Origin of the sequence: Thalassovita sp. (assembly GCF_034670005.1) — a bacterium.
In the GTDB taxonomy this organism is placed as follows: domain Bacteria; phylum Pseudomonadota; class Alphaproteobacteria; order Rhodobacterales; family Rhodobacteraceae; genus Thalassobius.
The window spans coordinates 584345-600734 of sequence record NZ_JAXMOH010000002.1 but is presented as its reverse complement, the minus strand read 5'-3'; the positions used below and the strand labels follow the sequence as shown (position 1 = coordinate 600734).

Annotated in this window: 20 protein-coding genes and 1 tRNA gene; 8 read left to right on the top strand and 13 right to left on the bottom strand. The window is 57.8% G+C overall.

Annotated elements, in window-relative coordinates; all coding sequences use genetic code 11:
- Positions 1 to 480: 480 nt before the first annotated feature.
- From VOI23_RS06820 to VOI23_RS06800, 5 genes are all read right to left on the bottom strand, one after another.
- Positions 481 to 1056, bottom strand: a complete 576-nt coding sequence (locus VOI23_RS06820; RefSeq protein WP_323783415.1) for a hypothetical protein — start codon at positions 1054 to 1056, stop codon at positions 481 to 483.
- A gap of 116 nt (positions 1057 to 1172) precedes the next feature.
- A complete protein-coding gene (locus tag VOI23_RS06815) occupies positions 1173 to 1541 on the bottom strand; it encodes a hypothetical protein (RefSeq protein ID WP_323783413.1) in 369 nt (122 codons plus the stop codon).
- Complete coding sequence (locus VOI23_RS06810; protein WP_323783411.1) at positions 1510 to 1770, bottom strand: hypothetical protein; 261 nt, start codon at positions 1768 to 1770, stop codon at positions 1510 to 1512. The genes VOI23_RS06815 and VOI23_RS06810 overlap by 32 nt, the downstream gene beginning before the upstream one ends.
- Entirely contained in the window at positions 1767 to 3470 is a 1704-nt protein-coding gene (locus VOI23_RS06805) for a site-specific integrase (protein ID WP_323783409.1), read from the bottom strand. Before VOI23_RS06805 ends, VOI23_RS06810 begins: the two co-directional genes overlap by 4 nt.
- Positions 3471 to 3571: 101 nt before the next feature.
- Positions 3572 to 3655: transfer RNA gene (locus VOI23_RS06800), tRNA-Tyr, on the bottom strand.
- 134 nt (positions 3656 to 3789) lie between these two features.
- Here VOI23_RS06800 and rlmB point away from each other — a divergent pair.
- Positions 3790 to 4566 carry a 23S rRNA (guanosine(2251)-2'-O)-methyltransferase RlmB gene (gene rlmB / locus VOI23_RS06795; RefSeq protein ID WP_323783407.1) on the top strand — a complete coding sequence of 259 codons (777 nt, stop codon included), beginning with the start codon at positions 3790 to 3792 and terminating at the stop codon, positions 4564 to 4566.
- A 16-nt stretch (positions 4567 to 4582) separates the two neighbouring features.
- Here the strand turns inward: rlmB and VOI23_RS06790 are convergent, their stop codons facing one another.
- Positions 4583 to 5407, bottom strand: a complete 825-nt coding sequence (locus tag VOI23_RS06790) for a hypothetical protein (protein WP_323783405.1) — start codon at positions 5405 to 5407, stop codon at positions 4583 to 4585.
- Between the two features lie 309 nt (positions 5408 to 5716).
- On the opposite strand from VOI23_RS06790, the gene VOI23_RS06785 reads away from it, so the two are divergent.
- From VOI23_RS06785 to VOI23_RS06760, 6 genes are all read left to right on the top strand, one after another.
- Entirely contained in the window at positions 5717 to 6190 is a 474-nt protein-coding gene (locus tag VOI23_RS06785; RefSeq protein WP_323783403.1) for a CoA-binding protein, read from the top strand.
- A gap of 86 nt (positions 6191 to 6276) precedes the next feature.
- Positions 6277 to 6666 (top strand): hypothetical protein, encoded by a 390-nt coding sequence (locus VOI23_RS06780; RefSeq protein ID WP_323783401.1) that lies wholly within the window; start codon positions 6277 to 6279, stop codon positions 6664 to 6666.
- Positions 6667 to 6742: 76 nt separating this feature from the next.
- Positions 6743 to 7948 carry an ABC transporter substrate-binding protein gene (locus VOI23_RS06775; RefSeq protein ID WP_323783399.1) on the top strand — a complete coding sequence of 402 codons (1206 nt, stop codon included), beginning with the start codon at positions 6743 to 6745 and terminating at the stop codon, positions 7946 to 7948.
- Positions 7949 to 8012: 64 nt separating this feature from the next.
- Entirely contained in the window at positions 8013 to 9872 is a 1860-nt protein-coding gene (locus tag VOI23_RS06770) for an ABC transporter permease (RefSeq protein WP_323783398.1), read from the top strand.
- Positions 9869 to 10639 (top strand): ABC transporter ATP-binding protein, encoded by a 771-nt coding sequence (locus tag VOI23_RS06765; protein ID WP_323783396.1) that lies wholly within the window; start codon positions 9869 to 9871, stop codon positions 10637 to 10639. The genes VOI23_RS06770 and VOI23_RS06765 overlap by 4 nt, the downstream gene beginning before the upstream one ends.
- Positions 10639 to 11340: an ABC transporter ATP-binding protein gene (locus VOI23_RS06760; protein WP_323783394.1), complete on the top strand. Its 702-nt coding sequence runs from the start codon at positions 10639 to 10641 to the stop codon at positions 11338 to 11340. Before VOI23_RS06765 ends, VOI23_RS06760 begins: the two co-directional genes overlap by 1 nt.
- Before the next feature lie 18 nt (positions 11341 to 11358).
- Here VOI23_RS06760 and VOI23_RS06755 read toward each other — a convergent pair whose 3' ends face one another.
- From VOI23_RS06755 to hisA, 5 genes are all read right to left on the bottom strand, one after another.
- Complete coding sequence (locus VOI23_RS06755) at positions 11359 to 11670, bottom strand: phosphoribosyl-ATP diphosphatase (RefSeq protein ID WP_323783392.1); 312 nt, start codon at positions 11668 to 11670, stop codon at positions 11359 to 11361.
- The gene (gene hisF / locus VOI23_RS06750; protein WP_323783390.1) at positions 11667 to 12446 is read right to left on the bottom strand and encodes an imidazole glycerol phosphate synthase subunit HisF; all 780 of its coding nucleotides are present in this window, start codon (positions 12444 to 12446) and stop codon (positions 11667 to 11669) included. Before hisF ends, VOI23_RS06755 begins: the two co-directional genes overlap by 4 nt.
- A gap of 71 nt (positions 12447 to 12517) precedes the next feature.
- Positions 12518 to 12970, bottom strand: coding sequence for a DUF2867 domain-containing protein (locus tag VOI23_RS06745; RefSeq protein ID WP_323783388.1), 453 nt, complete (start codon positions 12968 to 12970; stop codon positions 12518 to 12520).
- 73 nt (positions 12971 to 13043) lie between these two features.
- Positions 13044 to 13331: a hypothetical protein gene (locus VOI23_RS06740; protein WP_323783386.1), complete on the bottom strand. Its 288-nt coding sequence runs from the start codon at positions 13329 to 13331 to the stop codon at positions 13044 to 13046.
- Positions 13331 to 14053, bottom strand: a complete 723-nt coding sequence (gene hisA, locus VOI23_RS06735; RefSeq protein ID WP_323783384.1) for a 1-(5-phosphoribosyl)-5-[(5-phosphoribosylamino)methylideneamino]imidazole-4-carboxamide isomerase — start codon at positions 14051 to 14053, stop codon at positions 13331 to 13333. Before hisA ends, VOI23_RS06740 begins: the two co-directional genes overlap by 1 nt.
- A gap of 133 nt (positions 14054 to 14186) precedes the next feature.
- Here hisA and VOI23_RS06730 point away from each other — a divergent pair, with 133 nt between their 5' ends.
- The gene (locus VOI23_RS06730) at positions 14187 to 14570 is read left to right on the top strand and encodes a DUF2147 domain-containing protein (protein ID WP_323783382.1); all 384 of its coding nucleotides are present in this window, start codon (positions 14187 to 14189) and stop codon (positions 14568 to 14570) included.
- A gap of 213 nt (positions 14571 to 14783) precedes the next feature.
- Here VOI23_RS06730 and hisH read toward each other — a convergent pair whose 3' ends face one another.
- The gene (hisH, locus tag VOI23_RS06725; protein ID WP_323783380.1) at positions 14784 to 15422 is read right to left on the bottom strand and encodes an imidazole glycerol phosphate synthase subunit HisH; all 639 of its coding nucleotides are present in this window, start codon (positions 15420 to 15422) and stop codon (positions 14784 to 14786) included.
- Between the two features lie 337 nt (positions 15423 to 15759).
- Positions 15760 to 16347, bottom strand: a complete 588-nt coding sequence (gene hisB / locus VOI23_RS06720; RefSeq protein WP_323783378.1) for an imidazoleglycerol-phosphate dehydratase HisB — start codon at positions 16345 to 16347, stop codon at positions 15760 to 15762.
- Positions 16348 to 16390: the final 43 nt, after the last annotated feature.

The following is a 16390-nucleotide window of genomic DNA, read 5'->3' as shown; positions in this document are numbered from 1 at the left end:
TCAGCGAGTCGCGCAGAGAGTCAGAGAGGGAATAGGTCTGGATCACGGGCACACCAAGGCAAGCTGAATGGTTTGGCTTGCATGGTGCCCGCCCGCGAAGTGCGAGCGCCGATCATGTAGGACCGGCGGGCATCAGCAGTTCCCAATTACTCCGGCCCAGGCTGTACGTCAATCCTGTGGGAGCGAGGGGGCTATTGGGGGAGTGAGGGTCTTCGGGGAGATACCTGCGATCTGCCCATATCTCGCCCGATATATTGAGGCGATAGCCCTTGGCGAAGACGGAGCGCCAGCGACGTGCTTTGCGTCATTACTTTAGTAATGACCTTAACTCTCTCTTATGCGTCTCTCTAAGACAGATACTATTTATAGTATCTAATCGTCCGTAGATCGTGACGATTAATAATCGTCATAAAACCGGACTTTTGGGCCTACGCGGCACGGGGTTTCAATCGTCATTACCTAATGACTTTTGAACCGCTGTCACAGGCTCGCTGAATAGGCGTAGGACGGTGGTTTCTGGAACCCCGGCCCTATGCCCTCTAGCTGGGCCTTGTACATGTCGAGCGGCATCCCCGTGACGTGGTTGTAATGCTCCATCATCGCCATGTCGTTGATGCTCACCCACAGTTTCTTGTCGGAGCCGTTGCCCATCGCCCGCATGGTTAAGAAACCGCTGCACTCCTGCTTTAGCCTTGGCAGGGCGGTGTTCTTGAATTCAGCGAACGTCAGCCCCGCAGCTTGTGCCCAGGCATCCCGGCTATGGGCCAGCCATTCCCTGCCGTCGCGTTCCAGCTTCTTGTTCCGATTACACCATTCGAACACGATGTGGTGCAGGAGCACCCCGGCCTTGAGGTCTGTGCCTGCCATCATCCGATGTATGCCGACAAGGCTGGGCCGTTCCCATTTCTCATTCGCCGCCTTGGCCTTCTGCACCTTAGCCTGGGCAGCTTTCGTCAGCTTCTTCTTGGGCGCGGTCGCGGTCTTAGCCGACGTGGTGCCCACGTTCACGGCCTTCTTCATCTCGGCCTTGGCCGCTTGTGAATTCAGAAAATTCATCGTCGTTCCTCTTGCCTATGAAGCCCGGATCAACGATTCTGTGCATGATCTGGGGTTGTCACCTTAGTTATTTATGGGGGCGGCACACACTCGGCAGTTGCGCTGCCCCAACACTTCTAGTCCCGAAAAATCACACCTGTGCTTCCATCCAGCCACGTTTGAGGTAGCCAAGCCGGAGTTGTTGGCGACCACTCTTTGTAAATCCGGTTCCTATAAACGATTGAAGTGAATGTTCCTATTCTCTCAATGACAAGCACTTCTGCTGGCGGGCTGACTTTCCAGCAGCGATGCTGACCATAACCAGGAAGCTGCCCTGTTGCCTCTGTTATTCTCTGGGTTCTTTTAGCTTCGCCTATCGACTCGCAAACAATGAGCGCGCGCTCTTCAAGTTGCAGAACATCAGCTTGGCCCAATGAAGTCGATGCGGACAGGGTTGCGAAAGTTAGCGCAATATTACGGATCAATACCTGATACGGCGTGGTCATATAGTCTCTCCCATTCATTTCGAAACGTCGCTTTCAAATGCGCCCGAGCCTTCTCCATTTCAGCACTGGACAAAGAGAACCCTTCAAACTCCTTTTCGGCTTTTGCAATCTCGTCCAATAGAGAACCGGCTGCGGCGGACAAATGGTTGGCAAAATGCTGTCTCGCATAATGCTCTCCCAATTTTGTTGCTGCGCTTAACAGTTCAGATGGTTGCTTTGGCTTGGTCATATCTTGCTTCCTTTCCCGTAGAGAAACGACAGGTCGAGGCCCGGATAGGTGATCGCCTCCACATACTCCGCGTGGAGGTCAGGGTTGCCCCCGTCGCCGTAATCATCGGACACAGCCTTGCCAGCAGGAGACCAGCCGCAGACGGCCAGCAGGGTATCTGCCGGGGCCTTCACCCGTCGCAGGGCGTCCCGCACGTTGTGCCTGAGCGAATAGAAGGTCTGCTTATCCTTGAGGGTGATTTCCTCGGGGATGAACGTGTCGCGGATGCGCTTCGAGGCATAGGCGGCGAGAGAACCATATTTGTCTGGTTTCAGTTCGGAGAAGATGCGCGGCTCTTTCGCCCCGTTCTTCTTGCGCCGCGCCTCCACGAATTCGAGGAAGCCAATCTTGATTAGCTCAGGATGCAGGGGCACCCGGCGGCGGCTGGACCCTGTTTTCAGCGTCTTGCCGTCTTCATCGCTCAGGCTGAAATACCAAATGCCCGCGTCGGTCTGACGTACATCGTCGCAGTGAAGCTGGGCGATCTCGTTCGGACGGGCACCGCTATAGAGCATCAAGAGCGGCATCCAGAACCGCCAGGCCCGATCCTTCTTGGTGTAGCTGGCGAGGTCAGAGGCGCAGAGATTGTAGAATTTGCCTTCAAAGAACCCTCGTACCTGGTCTATCTCCCAGGGCAGGCGCTTCTCCGCGTCGGTCTCTTTCTCTTTCTGCAGCGGTTTGACGCCCGTCGCCGGGTTGTTCGGCATGAAGTTCCGCACCCGGCCAGCTTCGAGCACATCGTGAAGGCAGCGCAGGTAGAGGCGTTGGCTCTGGATCGACAGAGTGTTCTTGCCCGCCTTCTCAGCGCGGGCAATTTGCTGTTGGAGGGTGAGGCCGGGAAAAATCTTGTTCCTGTTCGTCGGCACCCTCGCTATGAGCGCACGGAATTCCTGTATGCGGTCATAGGTGATTTCGGTGAGCGGGGTATCCTTGCCCAGCGCTTCACGAAGCAGGGCGATCTCCCCGGCAATTCGGTCTCCGCGCTTCTCGTTGGTCTGGTTCGCGGCGAGTTCGGCAGAGCGGACATTCCAGTACACATCGCACAAATCGCCAAAGGTCATGGCCGGGGGCTTCTTGGCGTCAAAGAGCGGATCGTGCGGCCCCGCGCCGTGATCGTCCTGGAGACGGTCCAGCTTGCGGTGCTGCAGCTCCATCAAGCCCCGGCGTACGATCTCAGCGAAGCCGCTGACCACTTCCTTGTCGGAGAGGCTGGCCCCGGCCTGGGCCGTCACCTTGTCGAAGACGGACGCCACCCATTCGTCGCCGCGCGGGTCGTCACGGTTTTTCAGGACGCCCAGGCCGATTTCCGCATCCTGCTTCATCTCGGCTTTTTCGGTCTCGGTCTCAGGCGGATCACTGACCAGCCGTGCAGCGCTCCGCTGGTCCAGCCCGGCGATGTGCTGTCGCAGATGCTCCGTCAGCATCGCCAGCGATACGGGGGCAGGCGGGGGAGCACCATCGCCTTGAGCCTCAGCCGCTGCGAATTCGGCGTCGATCTGCACGTTTAGCGCGTTGCGAAGAATTTTCGCCTCTTTGAGGTCAGAAGTCCCCAGGCTTTTCTTGACGAAGGTCTTGCCCACGACAGGAACAAGCGCAGTGGGCACCCGGCGGCAAAAGTGCCAGGTCTGCCCGCGCTTCTGTAAATGATGTGTCTCGGCCATCTTTCGCATACCCCTGTGTATACCAAAATTGTGACCAAGGGGGATGGAAAAAACCCAACTAAATCAGCGATCTATGGAAGATCAAAGACTTAGAGGAAGAATGGTGGGCGACCCTGGAATCGAACCAGGCGTGCGTCTCCGCGAGGGAGTTACAGTCCCCTGCCACACCTTGCGGCCTGTCGCCCACTTCCGACGGCACTGCCGTCTGGTGAGGGGCTGATTACTGTGGTCTGAAACGGGCGTCAACCAGAAAATCCCTTGCAGGCGGCGATGTCACGGCGCATTAACGCGGGCACGTTTCCGGGGAAAGGATCGGGTCATGAAGAAGCCAAAATGGGTGGTCGCAAAAGAACAGGCAAAACGGGCCTCCGCAGCAGAAACGGTGTGGCTATTCGGGCTGCATGCGGTGCGCGATGCGTTGATGAATCCGGCCCGGGAAAAGCTGCGCCTGATCGTGACCAAGAATGCCCATGACAAGTTGGCCGAGGCCATTGTCGAGGCAGGGATTGAGCCGGAAATCGTCGATCCGCGCAAATTTTCCGCGCCGATTGATCCGCAATCTGTACATCAGGGCGCCGCGCTGGAGGTCAAGCCACTTGATTGGGGCCGGTTAAATCAGGTTTGCGCCGGACAGCCCGGTCTGGTGCCGCGTGTGGTGTTGTTGGACCGGGTGACCGATCCGCATAATGTCGGCGCCATTCTGCGGTCGGCCGAAGTCTTCGGAGCGTCGGCAGTGATAGGCCCGCGCCATCACAGTGCGCCGGAAACCGGGGCGTTGGCCAAGACTGCCAGCGGGGCCCTGGAACGCCAACCCTATCTGCGGGTCAAGAACCTGGCCGAGGCGATGGAAGAACTGCGGTCGATGGGATATTTGATTCTGGGGCTTGATGGCGAGGCCGAGGTGACGATCGACGCGGCGGTTGAGGGAGCCCGGGATCGGCCCATCGCACTGGTGCTGGGGGCCGAAGGGCCGGGACTGCGGCAAAAGACCAAGGAAACCTGCGACAAGCTGGTGCGGATTGATTTCGCCCGTAACTTCGGGTCGCTGAACGTATCCAACGCCGCCGCAGTGGCGCTTTACGCGGTTCGGGGCTAGACGCACTCCGGTGCGATCAGCCGGTTTCCCGCAGGATTTTCAGTAATCGGCCTTTCACAACCCAGGAAATCCCGAAGGCGAACAGCGCGATGCTTTCCAGCGTAAAAATCGGCGGGAACAGCGCGGTGGTACCGTCATTGGTTTTAACTGGCCAGAAGGCGATTGCTGCCATGCATGCCAAGATGGTCAACCCGCAGATCAGGTAGATCGTGTTGCGCTGAATTTTACGCATGCTCAGTTCCACATCGCCCTTGGCTGTCTTCCGCACACCTTCGCCATTGTCACGGCGAAAGGCCCATAGCGCGAAATACGCAAGGACCGAAAAGACCAGTGCTGCGCCAGTGAAATGCAAGGTCTGTGATGTGATGGTATAACCGAAGAGATCGGCCAGATCATAGTGATAGAGAATGTCCTGACCGCGCCCGGGCGGAGTCAGGCTTGTATCTTCGAAATAGCGGATCAGGCTGCGCCCGGTGAAATAGTTTTCGGCGCAACCATCCCCGCCGGTGGGAAAGATGACCGTCAGCATTGCGCCGACCGCGCCAAGCGAGGCCAACCGGTTGTCCCATTTCGTATGACCAGGATAACAGAATAAAAATACCGCGATGAAGCCGAGCGCCCCGACAAAGTAGCTGCCCCAGAACGGGATGTAATAGGAATGGCTGATTGAACTGGGGCGGCAATAGGGGGCCAGCCAGGCCGCCGTGTACAGGATGATTGGCAAAGAAAAGGCGACAAGGCCGACATAGACTGCGATTTGCCTGGCGTTGAGCGGGATTGGATTGGGGTCGCCGGACCGGCCGGCAGGGCCTTTTACGGCCATTTTTAATATTGGCTGCATGGAATACTCCGGATCGGATTTGCGCCCTATAGTAGCATGATGGCAAGAAATTTCTCAATTTTGTAGGATTTGTGCCGAATGCCGCCAAGAACAGCGAAAAAAATCACGTCGTCTTCACAGGTACTTTACCTGCCCTTTTATCTGTCGGATTTGACCCTATTTGTAATCACGAGACGCGAAATCGGAACTTTCGTGACCTCATTCACTGTCCCTCGTTCCGTAACTGGCGCCCAAGATGACTTGGGCGCTTTTTCTTTTTTAAGACGGAACGGACTTCCCCTGAATCATCACTCGGGGTATCGCTAGGGGATGAGCGAAGAATATACCGATGATTTCCTGAAAAAGGTACTGAACTGCAGCAAACGTGTTGCCGTGGTGGGCGTTTCTATGAACCCGGTACGTCCGTCCTATTACGTGGCGCGGTATCTGTCGTTGAAGGGCTTTGACGTGGTGCCGGTCAATCCCGGCCATGCCGGCAAGATGCTTTTCGGCAGAACGGTGCAGGCCTCCTTGCGTGATATCGACAAGCCGGTCGATATGATTGATATCTTCCGTCGTTCCGATCACGTGCCGCCCATCGTCGACGAAGCGCTGGAGTGTTTTCCCAACCTCAAGACGATCTGGATGCAGATTGGCGTGGAGCATGCGCAAGCGGCGGAAACGGCGCGCGCGCGTGGCGTCGATGTGATCATGAATCGCTGTCCCAAGATCGAATATCAACGTCTCTATGGCGAATTGCGCATGGGCGGATTTGCGACCGGGGTGATTTCCTCCAAGCTGTAATCCTTGCGCAATCTGTGTGTAGTGGCCCGTTCGGCGAAGGGCTGTCCACATTGGAGGCGTCCAGAAATGTGGCAGGTTTTCGGGCAATGTCGATTACTGCCCCCCCCCCCCGCAACCTGCATCTGCCATCGACGGCTGTGATTGATTTCGGTAGAATCGATACAGACCTGAATTGCCCTGAAGAGGAGCGTGATCGCGGTAGGCGCATTTTTGCAGTTCACTTCGTGGCGTCGGTCATCGAAGAGTATATTATCGACCACTGGATGAACCTGCGCAGAATGGCACCGCGGGATGAGGCGCCGCCGGAGCAGATGGACGCGCTGTTTAATTTTAGCTTTGCCGACGACGGAGAAATTTTGGAAGCGGTTCAAGAAGAAAAGAGCGTCCGCAGCGTCGACCGATCAGAATTGCCATCGACAACGGACCAAACGTATGTCGCAAACGCATTTGCGATTCAGTCGCGGCAGAAACGGTAGAAGACCTCGGCGATCCGGTCCGCCTTGTCTTTATAGAAAAATCGACAAAAACAGACCGGACAAAAGAGAGGAAGATATGAAACGCTCAACTTTTCTCAAGGCGATGATCGCCACCGCTACATTGGCGGCAATGCCTGTGGTCGCATCGGCGCAAGACACGATAAAAATCGGCGAAATCAACCACTATAAACGTATGGCCGCCTTTGCCGGGCCCTATAAGCAGGGTATCGAACTGGCCCTGGAAGAGATCAACGCCGCTGGTGGCGTGCTGGGCAAACCGCTGGAATTCATCTTCCGCGATGACCAGGGAGAACCGGGCGAGGCGATCAAGATCGCCGAGGAACTGATGACCCGGGAAGGGGCGGTGATGCTGACGGGAACCATCCTGTCCAATGTCGGTTTGGCGATTTCGTCCTTTGCGGGCGAAAAGGGCTATGTCTATCTGGCCTCGGAACCCTTGGCCGACAGTCTGGTCTGGGGGGCAGGTAACAAATACACGTTCCGCCTGCGCGCCTCGACCTATATGCAGGCGGCGATGCTGGCCGAAGCTGCAGCCAACACGGATGCCAAGAAATTTGCCACTATCGCGCCGAATTACGCCTATGGCAAAGATGCGGTTGCCGCGTTCAAGGAAAATCTGCTGCGCCTGAAACCTGATGTTGAATTTGTTGCCGAACAGTGGCCCGGCGTGTTCAAGATCGACGCAGGTGCCGAAGTGCAGGCGTTGGAACGGGCCAAGCCCGATGCGATTTACAACGTGACCTTTGGGACTGATCTGGCCAAATTCGTGCGTCAGGGCACCGATCGCGGCCTGTTTGAAGGGCGTCAGGTTTTTGGCCTGCTGTCGGGTGAGCCGGAATATCTCGACCCGCTGGGCGATGAAGCCCCCGAAGGGTGGATCGTGACCGGCTATCCCTGGTACGATCTGAAGGATGGACCCGGCGGGGATTTCGTTGCTGCTTATCAGGCGCGTTGGGACGATTATCCGCGGGTAGGGTCACTGGTCGGCTATATGGCGGTCCAATCTATTGCGGCCGCCCTGACGAAGGCCGGATCGACCGATAGCGATGCGATTCAGGCGGCGTTCGAGGATCTGCAGGTTGCGACTCCGCTGGGCGACATCTCTTACCGTTCGATCGACAACCAGTCGACGGCAGGAGCCTATGTCGGCACCACCGCCCTGAGGGACGGCAAAGGCGTCATGGTTAATTGGTCCTATAAGACCGGAGCGGACTATCTGCCGTCGGACGAAGACGTTCGAAAGCTGCGCCCTGCCGAATGATCTGGTCTCCGACCCCCGGAACGCGGTTCGGGGGGCCGGTCTCGCATAGACTTAGGATGCACTGATGGAACTTTTCGTCGCCCAGATTCTGACTGGTCTGGCCAATGCAAGTTCGCTGTTTCTTGTGGCGTGCGGTTTGTCGCTGATTTTTGGTGTCACACGGATCGTGAATTTCGCCCATGGCAGCCTGTATATGCTGGGGGCCTATGTCGGGTATTCCCTGATGCAGGTGTTGCCTGGGATGATCGGGTTCTGGGGGGCCATTTTGCTGGCGGGCGTGATTGTCGGCGCGGTCGGTGTCGCAATCGAAATGTTGGTTTTGCGGCCGGTCTATCGTGCCCCTGAATTGTTTCAGCTGGTTGCGACCTTCGGCGTCATTCTGGTGGTTCAGGATCTGGCGCTGATCATATGGGGGGCCGAGGATTTGTTGGGGCCGCGCGCGCCGGGGTTGCGCGGAGTGGTCCGGATCATGGGCGAACCGATCCCGAAATATGACATCGCATTGTTGGTGATCACCCCGCTTGTCGCAGTGGCATTGTGGTACCTGATCGCCCGCACGCGGGTGGGGGTTCTGGTTCGCGCGGCGACGCAGGACCGTGAAATGGTTGGCGCATTGGGGGTTAATCAAGCCTGGTTATTCACCGGCGTCTTTGCGCTGGGGGCGGCGCTGGCCGGATTGGGCGGGGCGCTGCAACTGCCCAAAGGCGGTGCCGATCTGTTGATGGATTTCAACATACTGCCGCCGCTGTTCGTCGTGGTCGTCATTGGCGGCATGGGATCGCTGCCCGGCGCTTATCTGGCGGCGATCATTATTTCGGTGCTGAACGTTTTCGGTGTCGCCTATATGCCGCAATCGACGCTGGTGCTGATGTTCGTGGTGATGATCGTGGTTCTGATGATCCGGCCCTACGGATTGTTTGGCCGCGAAGAAGTTGCCGGGGAACATGGTCAGGCCGGGGAACCGGAACGCCCGATCAAACCCGCTTCGGGAAAGGTCCGACTGGCGGTGATGGCCGGGATCGCGGTGTTGGCGCTGTTGCCGCTTTACGGGTCGTCCTTTGCACAGGTGCTGGCGACAGACATACTGATTTTCTGCCTGTTTGCCGCATCGCTGCATTTCCTGCTGGGATTGGGCGGAATGGTCAGTTTCGGCCATGCTGCCTATTACGGCGGCGGGGCTTATGTCGCGGCGTTGCTGGTGACCCATGCCAGCACCCCGATGGAGCTGGCCTTTATCCTCGCGCCGATCGGGGCGGGTCTGGCCGCTTTGGCTATCGGTTGGGTCTGTCTGCGGCTGACAGGGGTCTATTTTGCTATGCTGACACTGGCCTTTGCTCAGCTTTTATGGAGCCTTGTTTTTCAATGGGGGGCTGTAACGGGGGGCGATGACGGGTTGATCAATATCTGGCCGGCAGAATGGTTGAAGGACACCACGATCTATTTTTATTTCGCCCTGTTCTTTGCCGTGGGTGGTATTCTGGTGATGCGGCATGTGGCGCATTCGCCGTTTGGTTATGCGCTGCGCGCCGCACGTGACAGTCAACGCCAGGCCGAAGCCACCGGTATCAACACAAAAAAGGTTCAGCTGCTCGCCTTTGGCTTTGCCGGGATGATGGGGGGGCTGGCCGGGGCGTTGTTCGTGTTTTCAAAGGGCAGCGTGTTTCCGAACGAGTTGGAAATCGCGCGCAGTTTCGACGCATTGATCGTTGTCTTCCTTGGCGGAGTAAAAACTCTGTCCGGTGGCGTGGTCGGTGCAGGGGCGTTCAAAGGGATCGAGGACGTGCTGACCCGGTTTGAATATTGGCGGCTGATCATGGGGTTGTTGATCATTTTCGTGGTCATTCTTGCCCCGGATGGAATCGTTGGATCGCTGCGCAAAGCGGCCCGTCGGGTCGGGTTTCTGAAACCAGGAGGTAACGAATGACCGCCATTCTGGAAACCCGGGGCCTGACCAAGAACTTTGACGGGGTTGTCGCCGTCAACGATGTTTCTTTCGAGCTGCACAAGGGCGAATTACTGGCGCTCATCGGTCCGAATGGCGCCGGGAAAAGCACATGTTTCAACATGCTGATGGGACAATTGCCTGTGACGTCGGGCGACGTGTATCTGGAGGGTGAACGGATCACCGGGCTGAAGCCGCGACAGATCTGGCGCAAAGGGGTGGGGCGCACGTTTCAGATCACCGCCACCTATACTTCGATGACGGTGATCGAAAATGTACAGATGGCGTTGATGTCCCATAATAGCGACATTTTCCGCTTCTTGCCTTATGCGACGCGGCTGTACCGCGACGAGGCGCTGGCGCTTCTTGATATGGTTGGGATGGGCGATCAGGCGGAACGCCATTCTGCCGTTCTGGCCTATGGTGATTTGAAACGGATGGAGCTGGCGATTGCGCTGGCTCATGACCCAAAACTTCTGTTGATGGATGAACCCACGGCGGGCATGGCCCCAAAGGAACGGGTGGCGCTGATGCAGCTGACCGCCGACGTCGTGCGTGATCGCGGGGTGAGTGTGCTGTTCACTGAACATGACATGGATGTTGTCTTTGCTCATTCGCACCGGATCTTGGTGCTGAACCGGGGCGAATTGATCGCTGAAGGCAATGCCGAACAGATCCGCAACAATCAGATGGTTCAGCAAGTCTATCTCGGTGGCGGGACCGCGTTTGCCCCGGAAGGAGCGCAGTGATGCTTGAGGTTGAAAAAATCAACAGTTTCTATGGCAAGGCGCATGTGCTGCGCGATCTCAGCTTTGCGGTGCCGCATGGGACGGTGGTGGCGTTGCTTGGGCGCAATGGCGCGGGCAAATCCACCACGATGAAATCCATCATTCAACTGGTACGCCCGGCCTCGGGCAGTGTGTTGTTCCAAGGCCAGCAACTGATCGGGTTGCCGCCGCATAAAATCGCCAAGCTGGGGCTGGGTTATGTGCCCGAAGAGCGCCGGATCTTTTCCGACCTGACGGTGTCGGAAAACCTGATGGTCGGGCTGCAACCGCCGCGTGACGGGGCGGTGACATGGACCGAGGACATGTTGTTTGATCTGTTCCCGAATCTGGCCGAACGCCGCAACAACCGGGGTAAAGCCCTTTCGGGGGGCGAACAACAGATGCTAACGATTGCCCGCACGCTGATGGGCAATCCGCGCTTTGTCCTGCTGGACGAACCCAGCGAAGGCGTCGCTCCGGTAATCGTCGAACAGATGGCGCATGTAATCAGGCAGCTGAAGTCAGAGGGCCTGACCATATTGTTGTCGGAACAGAACCTGCATTTTGCACAAGCCGTCGCTGATCTGGCGGTGATCATCGAAGGAGGGGCGCAGGTGTATTTTGGCACCCTGGGTGACCTCAGCGCCCATCCCGAGATACGCGACGCCTATCTCGCGGCTTGAGGCGGAAACGGTTTTCTCTCAGCCCTTGCGAGATGCCTTTTCAGCGATACCAGACGTGCCCTGACGGCGGGCCAGTTCGGCTAATACATCCGCCAGCGGTACGTCGCGCGATTGCAGCATGACCAGCAGGTGAAACAGCACGTCGGCGGCTTCGGAGGCCAGTTTCTCGCGGTCACCCTTGACGGCCTCGATGATTGCCTCGACGGCTTCTTCGCCGAACTTTTCGGCGCATTTTTCAGGGCCCTTGGCCAACAGTTTTGCGGTCCAGCTGCTGTCAGGATCGGCATTGGCGCGGGAGGCGATGGTTTTGGCTAGATCGTCGAGTGTCATTCGATCCTCATCGGAATGCCCGCAGCGGCCATGTGATCCTTGGCTTCGCGGATGGTGTAATCGCCGAAATGAAAGATCGAGGCCGCCAGAACGGCGCTGGCACCGCCCTTGGTAACGCCTTCGACCAGATGGTCCAGCGTGCCGACGCCGCCGGACGCGATGACGGGAATGTCGACCGTGTCAGAAATCGCCTTGGTCAGCGGCAAATTGAACCCGGCCCGGGTGCCGTCTCGGTCCATGCTGGTCAGCAGGATTTCACCGGCGCCCTTTTCTGCAACCAGACGCGCGAATTCCACCGCGTCGATGCCGGTGGATTTGCGACCGCCATGGGTAAAGATTTCCCATTTGACGCCATTGCCATCAGCATCGGTTTCCACGGTTTTGGCGTCGATGGCGACCACGATACATTGGCTGCCGAATTGATCGGCCGCTTCGGCCACCACATCGGGATTGGCCACGGCGGCAGAATTGAAGCTGACCTTGTCGGCCCCGGCCAGCAGCAGATTACGCACATCCTGCACGGTGCGGACACCGCCGCCCACGGTCAACGGGATATAGCATTGTTCAGCAGTGCGTTGCACCACATCGAACATGGTGCCCCGGTTTTCGTGGGTGGCGTGGATGTCGAGAAAGCACAGCTCATCCGCCCCGGCGGCATCATAGGCGCGGGCCGATTCCACCGGATCGCCGGCATCGACCAGATCGACGAAATTCACGCCTTTGACGACGCGGCCATCGGCCACGTCGAGACAGGGAATGATGCGGGTTTTCAGCATGGCGCGTCCTTTGATTGACGCCCTTTCCATAATCCCCGCCGGGGCGCGATGCAATCGCCCGATGCCGCAGATCAACCCGAGGCCAGCCGCCGCATCGCATTGCGCACAATCAAGACATGGAACGGCATCACAAGGACGAGGTAGACCCGACCCAGAAAATTGTGCGGATGCACCCAGGTGGACATGAATATCCTGTCCTTGTCGCGTAGCATGGCGATACGGAAATTCAGATGCCGGTCGTCGAAGCCGAACAGAACCTCGTCTTCGGTTTCCAGTGTGATCGGAAAGACGGTCGGTGCAACCGGGCCTGCATCGGATTCGGACTTAAGCCCCAGCGGCACAACGACCGCATTGCGCAGACGCATCAACAGCGACGCCCAATTGGGTATTTGCATCGCACGTTCGGCTGCGGTCTTGGGGGGCAAGGCGCTGTCGCAGCTATAGCAATCAACGAAGTCACCCGTTCGGTGTAACGCCCAAAGCGCGGATTTGGCGGGCAGGACGGATTTTTCGACCTTAGTCATGGGACGGTTCCGATCATGTTGCCCCGAAAGACAATCACGGGCTGAAAGCATGTGCAATTGTTATATTGTCGCGCTAGCGCCGAACCCATTTCCGGATCAGGTCGAAACCGATCATTGCGATCAGAATGAGAGTAAGGACTGCAGCCAATGGCAGGGTTGCCAGCATCAGCCAACCGAGAACAAACGCACTATAGAGCGTTTCGCCCCAATCTTCGCCATCCACGATGCAAGGATTGCTGAAGCCCTCGTGAAGGACGCAATCATGGCGGTCTGCGAACCAGCCGGACCAAAGGACGCCCAAACCCGGGCTGAAACAAATGACGAGACCGATCAGAACGACGATGTATCGCCAGCGCCACATCAGTCGCGCAGCAAGGACAGCGCATCTTTCAAATCAATGGCCCCATCGTAAAGGGCGCGGCCCGAAATGGCACCATTGAGCGGCGCACCACAATTTTTGAGCGCCCGCAGGTCGTCCAGCGAACTGACGCCGCCCGACGCAATCACCGGGATCGACACAGCGTTGGCCAGCGCCGCGGTGGCTTCGACATTGGGCCCCTGCATCGCGCCATCGCGGTTGATGTCGGTATAGATGATCGCGGCGACACCGGCGTCTTCGAACGACCGCGCCAGATCGGTGACCATTACATCGGTTTCCTCGGCCCAGCCTTTGGTCGCTACCCGGCCATTGCGCGCATCGATGCCGACTGCAACCTTGCCGGGGAAGGCGCGGGCCGCCTGACGTACTAGGTCTGGGTTCTCCACCGCTACAGTGCCCAGAATGACCCGGGCCAGTCCTTTGGACAGCCAGCGTTCAATGGTCGCCATGTCGCGGATGCCACCGCCCAACTGCGCGGGGGTCTTGGTCTGAGCCAGGATTTCTTCGACCGGGGCGGCGTTAACCGGTTCACCGGCAAACGCACCGTTGAGATCGACCAGATGCAGCCATTCGCAGCCCGCATTGACGAATTCCATCGCCTGCGCGGCGGGGTTGTCGTTGAATACAGTCGCCTGATCCATCTCGCCTTTGTAAAGCCGCACGGCGTTGCCGTCTTTGAGGTCGATTGCCGGGTAGAGGATCATGAAACAGCCTTTCGCTTCGTCGGTTGGGCGGTCTTTTGCACGGAGCTGCCGAAATTGCAACTTGCCCCTATGTCAGGCTTGATCGGAATCGCCGCTCCGGGTCAGGATTGCGCCATTAGAGGGAGGAAAATCCATGAAGAAGTTGTTTTTGGCCGCAATGCTAGGCCTGGCGGGTACCGGTGCAGCGTTGGCCGATCCGGTCGAAGGGATCTGGAAAACCCAGGTCGATGACGGCGCGTACGCGCATGTCACGATGTCGACCTGCGGCGACAGCCTTTGCGGTGTGATTTCGCGCACGTTCAATGACAGCGGCGAATATGCGTCCGACAATATCGGCAAAAAACTGGTCTGGGACATGAAATCCCAAGGTCGCGGCAGCTACAAGAAGGGCAAGATCTGGCAACCCTCGACCGACAAGATTTACAGCTCGAAAATGTCGTTGAAGGGCGATGTTCTGAAAGTGTCCGGCTGCATCGGCCCGATTTGCAAGAAACAGACCTGGAATCGCATCAAATAGGCCGGGCCTGGCTGATATCACCGATATCTGACGGCGTAGAGGGGAGCAGGCGTGAAACCTGCGGGATTCGGCGGGTGAAGCGATCCGAGGGGGCTGTTTCGCGCCTTACTATTTTGTGGTGCCGTGTTTCAGGACAAAATGAAGGTCAAGGACGACTGGATGGAGCGCGGGATTGCATCGCTTTTGTCCGTAAATCGCAGACTTGGCAGTGTGTCAGGGTTTCCAGCCAAGAAAATTGGCGATCAGCCGCAGCCCGGTTTTCTGGCTTTTTTCCGGATGAAACTGCATGCCCAGAAGGTTATCGCGTCCAACGATGGCGGTGATCGGTCCACCGTAATCCACATGCGCCAGCAAATGCGCGGGATTTGTCACCTGCATGTGATAGGAATGCACGAAATAGGCATGGTTTCCGCTTTCGATCCCGTCAAAAACCGGGTGAGGTTGGTCGATGACCAGATCGTTCCAGCCCATATGCGGCACCTTTAGCGCGGGGTCGGAAGGGGTGATTTTGACAACATCGCCGCCGATCCAGTCGAAACCCGGGGTTTCGCTATATTCCAGCCCGCGGGTGGCCATCATCTGCATGCCGATACAGATGCCCAGGAACGGCTTGCCGCCCTTTATCACGACCTCTTCCATCGCCTCGAACACGCCGCGATGGTCGAACAACGCTGCGCGGCAAGCCGGGAAAGCACCGTCGCCGGGCAGCAGGATGCGGTCGGCCTTGCGGATCAGGTCGGGGTCGGAGGTCACCACCACATCGCCGGCACCAGTCTCCGCTGCCATACGCTGAAACGCTTTTTCCGCCGAATGCAGGTTGCCGCTTTCGTAATCCACAATCGCTGTCAGCATGGGCCGAGATCCTTTGTCTTTGCAGACTTCACCTGAAACGAAAAACCGCTGAGGTCAAGCGGCGGGAGCCGGTAAGCGCCGGACCTGATTGTGCGCGCCAGGGCGCGCGCATCATATCTCACGAATTTGTCTTCGCCAAATTCGCTCGGGTTTTCGCCTCCGGCGGGAGTATTTGCGCCAAGGTGAAACGAAAAGGGCATTTTGAACTTCATCTTGGTCGAAATACTCCGGGGGTTTGGGGGCAGGGCCCCCATTTCGCGGCGTTCAGGCGAAGAAAATCCAACGCGTCCGGTACGGGCGCACGTCATTGCAAGCGGCTGCGTATCCCCGCGGCTGCTTACAATGCCCCTTTGGTAGAGGGGATTGCATCTGCCTTGCGAGGGTCGGTTTCCACCGCCAGCCGCAGCGCGCGCGCCACCGCCTTGAAACCGGCTTCGGCGATGTGGTGGGCGTTGAAGCCATGGATCTGGTCCACATGCAATGTGATGCCGCCATGGGTGCTGAACGCCTGGAAAAATTCTCGCACCAGTTCGGTGTCGAAGGTACCGATTTTGGACGCCTCGAAATCCATGTTCCAGATCAGGTAGGGGCGCGCGGACAGGTCGAGTGCGCAACGCACCTGTGCGTCGTCCATCGGCAGGTGGCATTCGCCATAGCGCCGGATGCCTTTCTTGTCACCTAAAGCCTGAGTCAGCGCCTGACCCAGGGCGATACCGGTATCTTCGACCGTGTGATGGTCATCGATATGATAGTCGCCCTTGGCGCGGATGGTCATGTCGATCAACGAGTGGCGTGCCAGCTGATCCAGCATATGATCGAAAAATCCCACGCCTGTCTTATTGTCATAGACCCCGGTCCCATCGAGATTGATCTCGACCGAGATATCGGTTTCCGCGGTCTTGCGCGTGATCTTGGCCGTCCGCATGTCGGGTCTCCTGTTGCTGTCGCAGGTTTATAGGCCGGGGCGG

Coding starts and splice junctions, on each gene's coding strand:
- hisF (WP_323783390.1), bottom strand. CDS start 12,446: ATGCTGAAAACCCGCATCATTCCCTGTCTCGACGTGGCCGATGGCCGC.
- VOI23_RS06790 (WP_323783405.1), bottom strand. CDS start 5,407: ATGCAGCCAATATTAAAAATGGCCGTAAAAGGCCCTGCCGGCCGGTCC.
- hisA (WP_323783384.1), bottom strand. CDS start 14,053: ATGATCCTCTACCCGGCAATCGACCTCAAAGACGGCAACGCCGTGCGG.
- VOI23_RS06820 (WP_323783415.1), bottom strand. CDS start 1,056: ATGAATTTTCTGAATTCACAAGCGGCCAAGGCCGAGATGAAGAAGGCC.
- rlmB (WP_323783407.1), top strand. CDS start 3,790: ATGAAGAAGCCAAAATGGGTGGTCGCAAAAGAACAGGCAAAACGGGCC.
- VOI23_RS06760 (WP_323783394.1), top strand. CDS start 10,639: ATGCTTGAGGTTGAAAAAATCAACAGTTTCTATGGCAAGGCGCATGTG.
- VOI23_RS06785 (WP_323783403.1), top strand. CDS start 5,717: ATGAGCGAAGAATATACCGATGATTTCCTGAAAAAGGTACTGAACTGC.
- VOI23_RS06775 (WP_323783399.1), top strand. CDS start 6,743: ATGAAACGCTCAACTTTTCTCAAGGCGATGATCGCCACCGCTACATTG.
- VOI23_RS06730 (WP_323783382.1), top strand. CDS start 14,187: ATGAAGAAGTTGTTTTTGGCCGCAATGCTAGGCCTGGCGGGTACCGGT.
- hisB (WP_323783378.1), bottom strand. CDS start 16,347: ATGCGGACGGCCAAGATCACGCGCAAGACCGCGGAAACCGATATCTCG.
- VOI23_RS06770 (WP_323783398.1), top strand. CDS start 8,013: ATGGAACTTTTCGTCGCCCAGATTCTGACTGGTCTGGCCAATGCAAGT.
- VOI23_RS06755 (WP_323783392.1), bottom strand. CDS start 11,670: ATGACACTCGACGATCTAGCCAAAACCATCGCCTCCCGCGCCAATGCC.
- VOI23_RS06765 (WP_323783396.1), top strand. CDS start 9,869: ATGACCGCCATTCTGGAAACCCGGGGCCTGACCAAGAACTTTGACGGG.
- VOI23_RS06745 (WP_323783388.1), bottom strand. CDS start 12,970: ATGACTAAGGTCGAAAAATCCGTCCTGCCCGCCAAATCCGCGCTTTGG.
- VOI23_RS06810 (WP_323783411.1), bottom strand. CDS start 1,770: ATGACCAAGCCAAAGCAACCATCTGAACTGTTAAGCGCAGCAACAAAA.
- VOI23_RS06780 (WP_323783401.1), top strand. CDS start 6,277: ATGTCGATTACTGCCCCCCCCCCCCGCAACCTGCATCTGCCATCGACG.
- VOI23_RS06805 (WP_323783409.1), bottom strand. CDS start 3,470: ATGGCCGAGACACATCATTTACAGAAGCGCGGGCAGACCTGGCACTTT.
- VOI23_RS06740 (WP_323783386.1), bottom strand. CDS start 13,331: ATGTGGCGCTGGCGATACATCGTCGTTCTGATCGGTCTCGTCATTTGT.
- VOI23_RS06815 (WP_323783413.1), bottom strand. CDS start 1,541: ATGACCACGCCGTATCAGGTATTGATCCGTAATATTGCGCTAACTTTC.
- hisH (WP_323783380.1), bottom strand. CDS start 15,422: ATGCTGACAGCGATTGTGGATTACGAAAGCGGCAACCTGCATTCGGCG.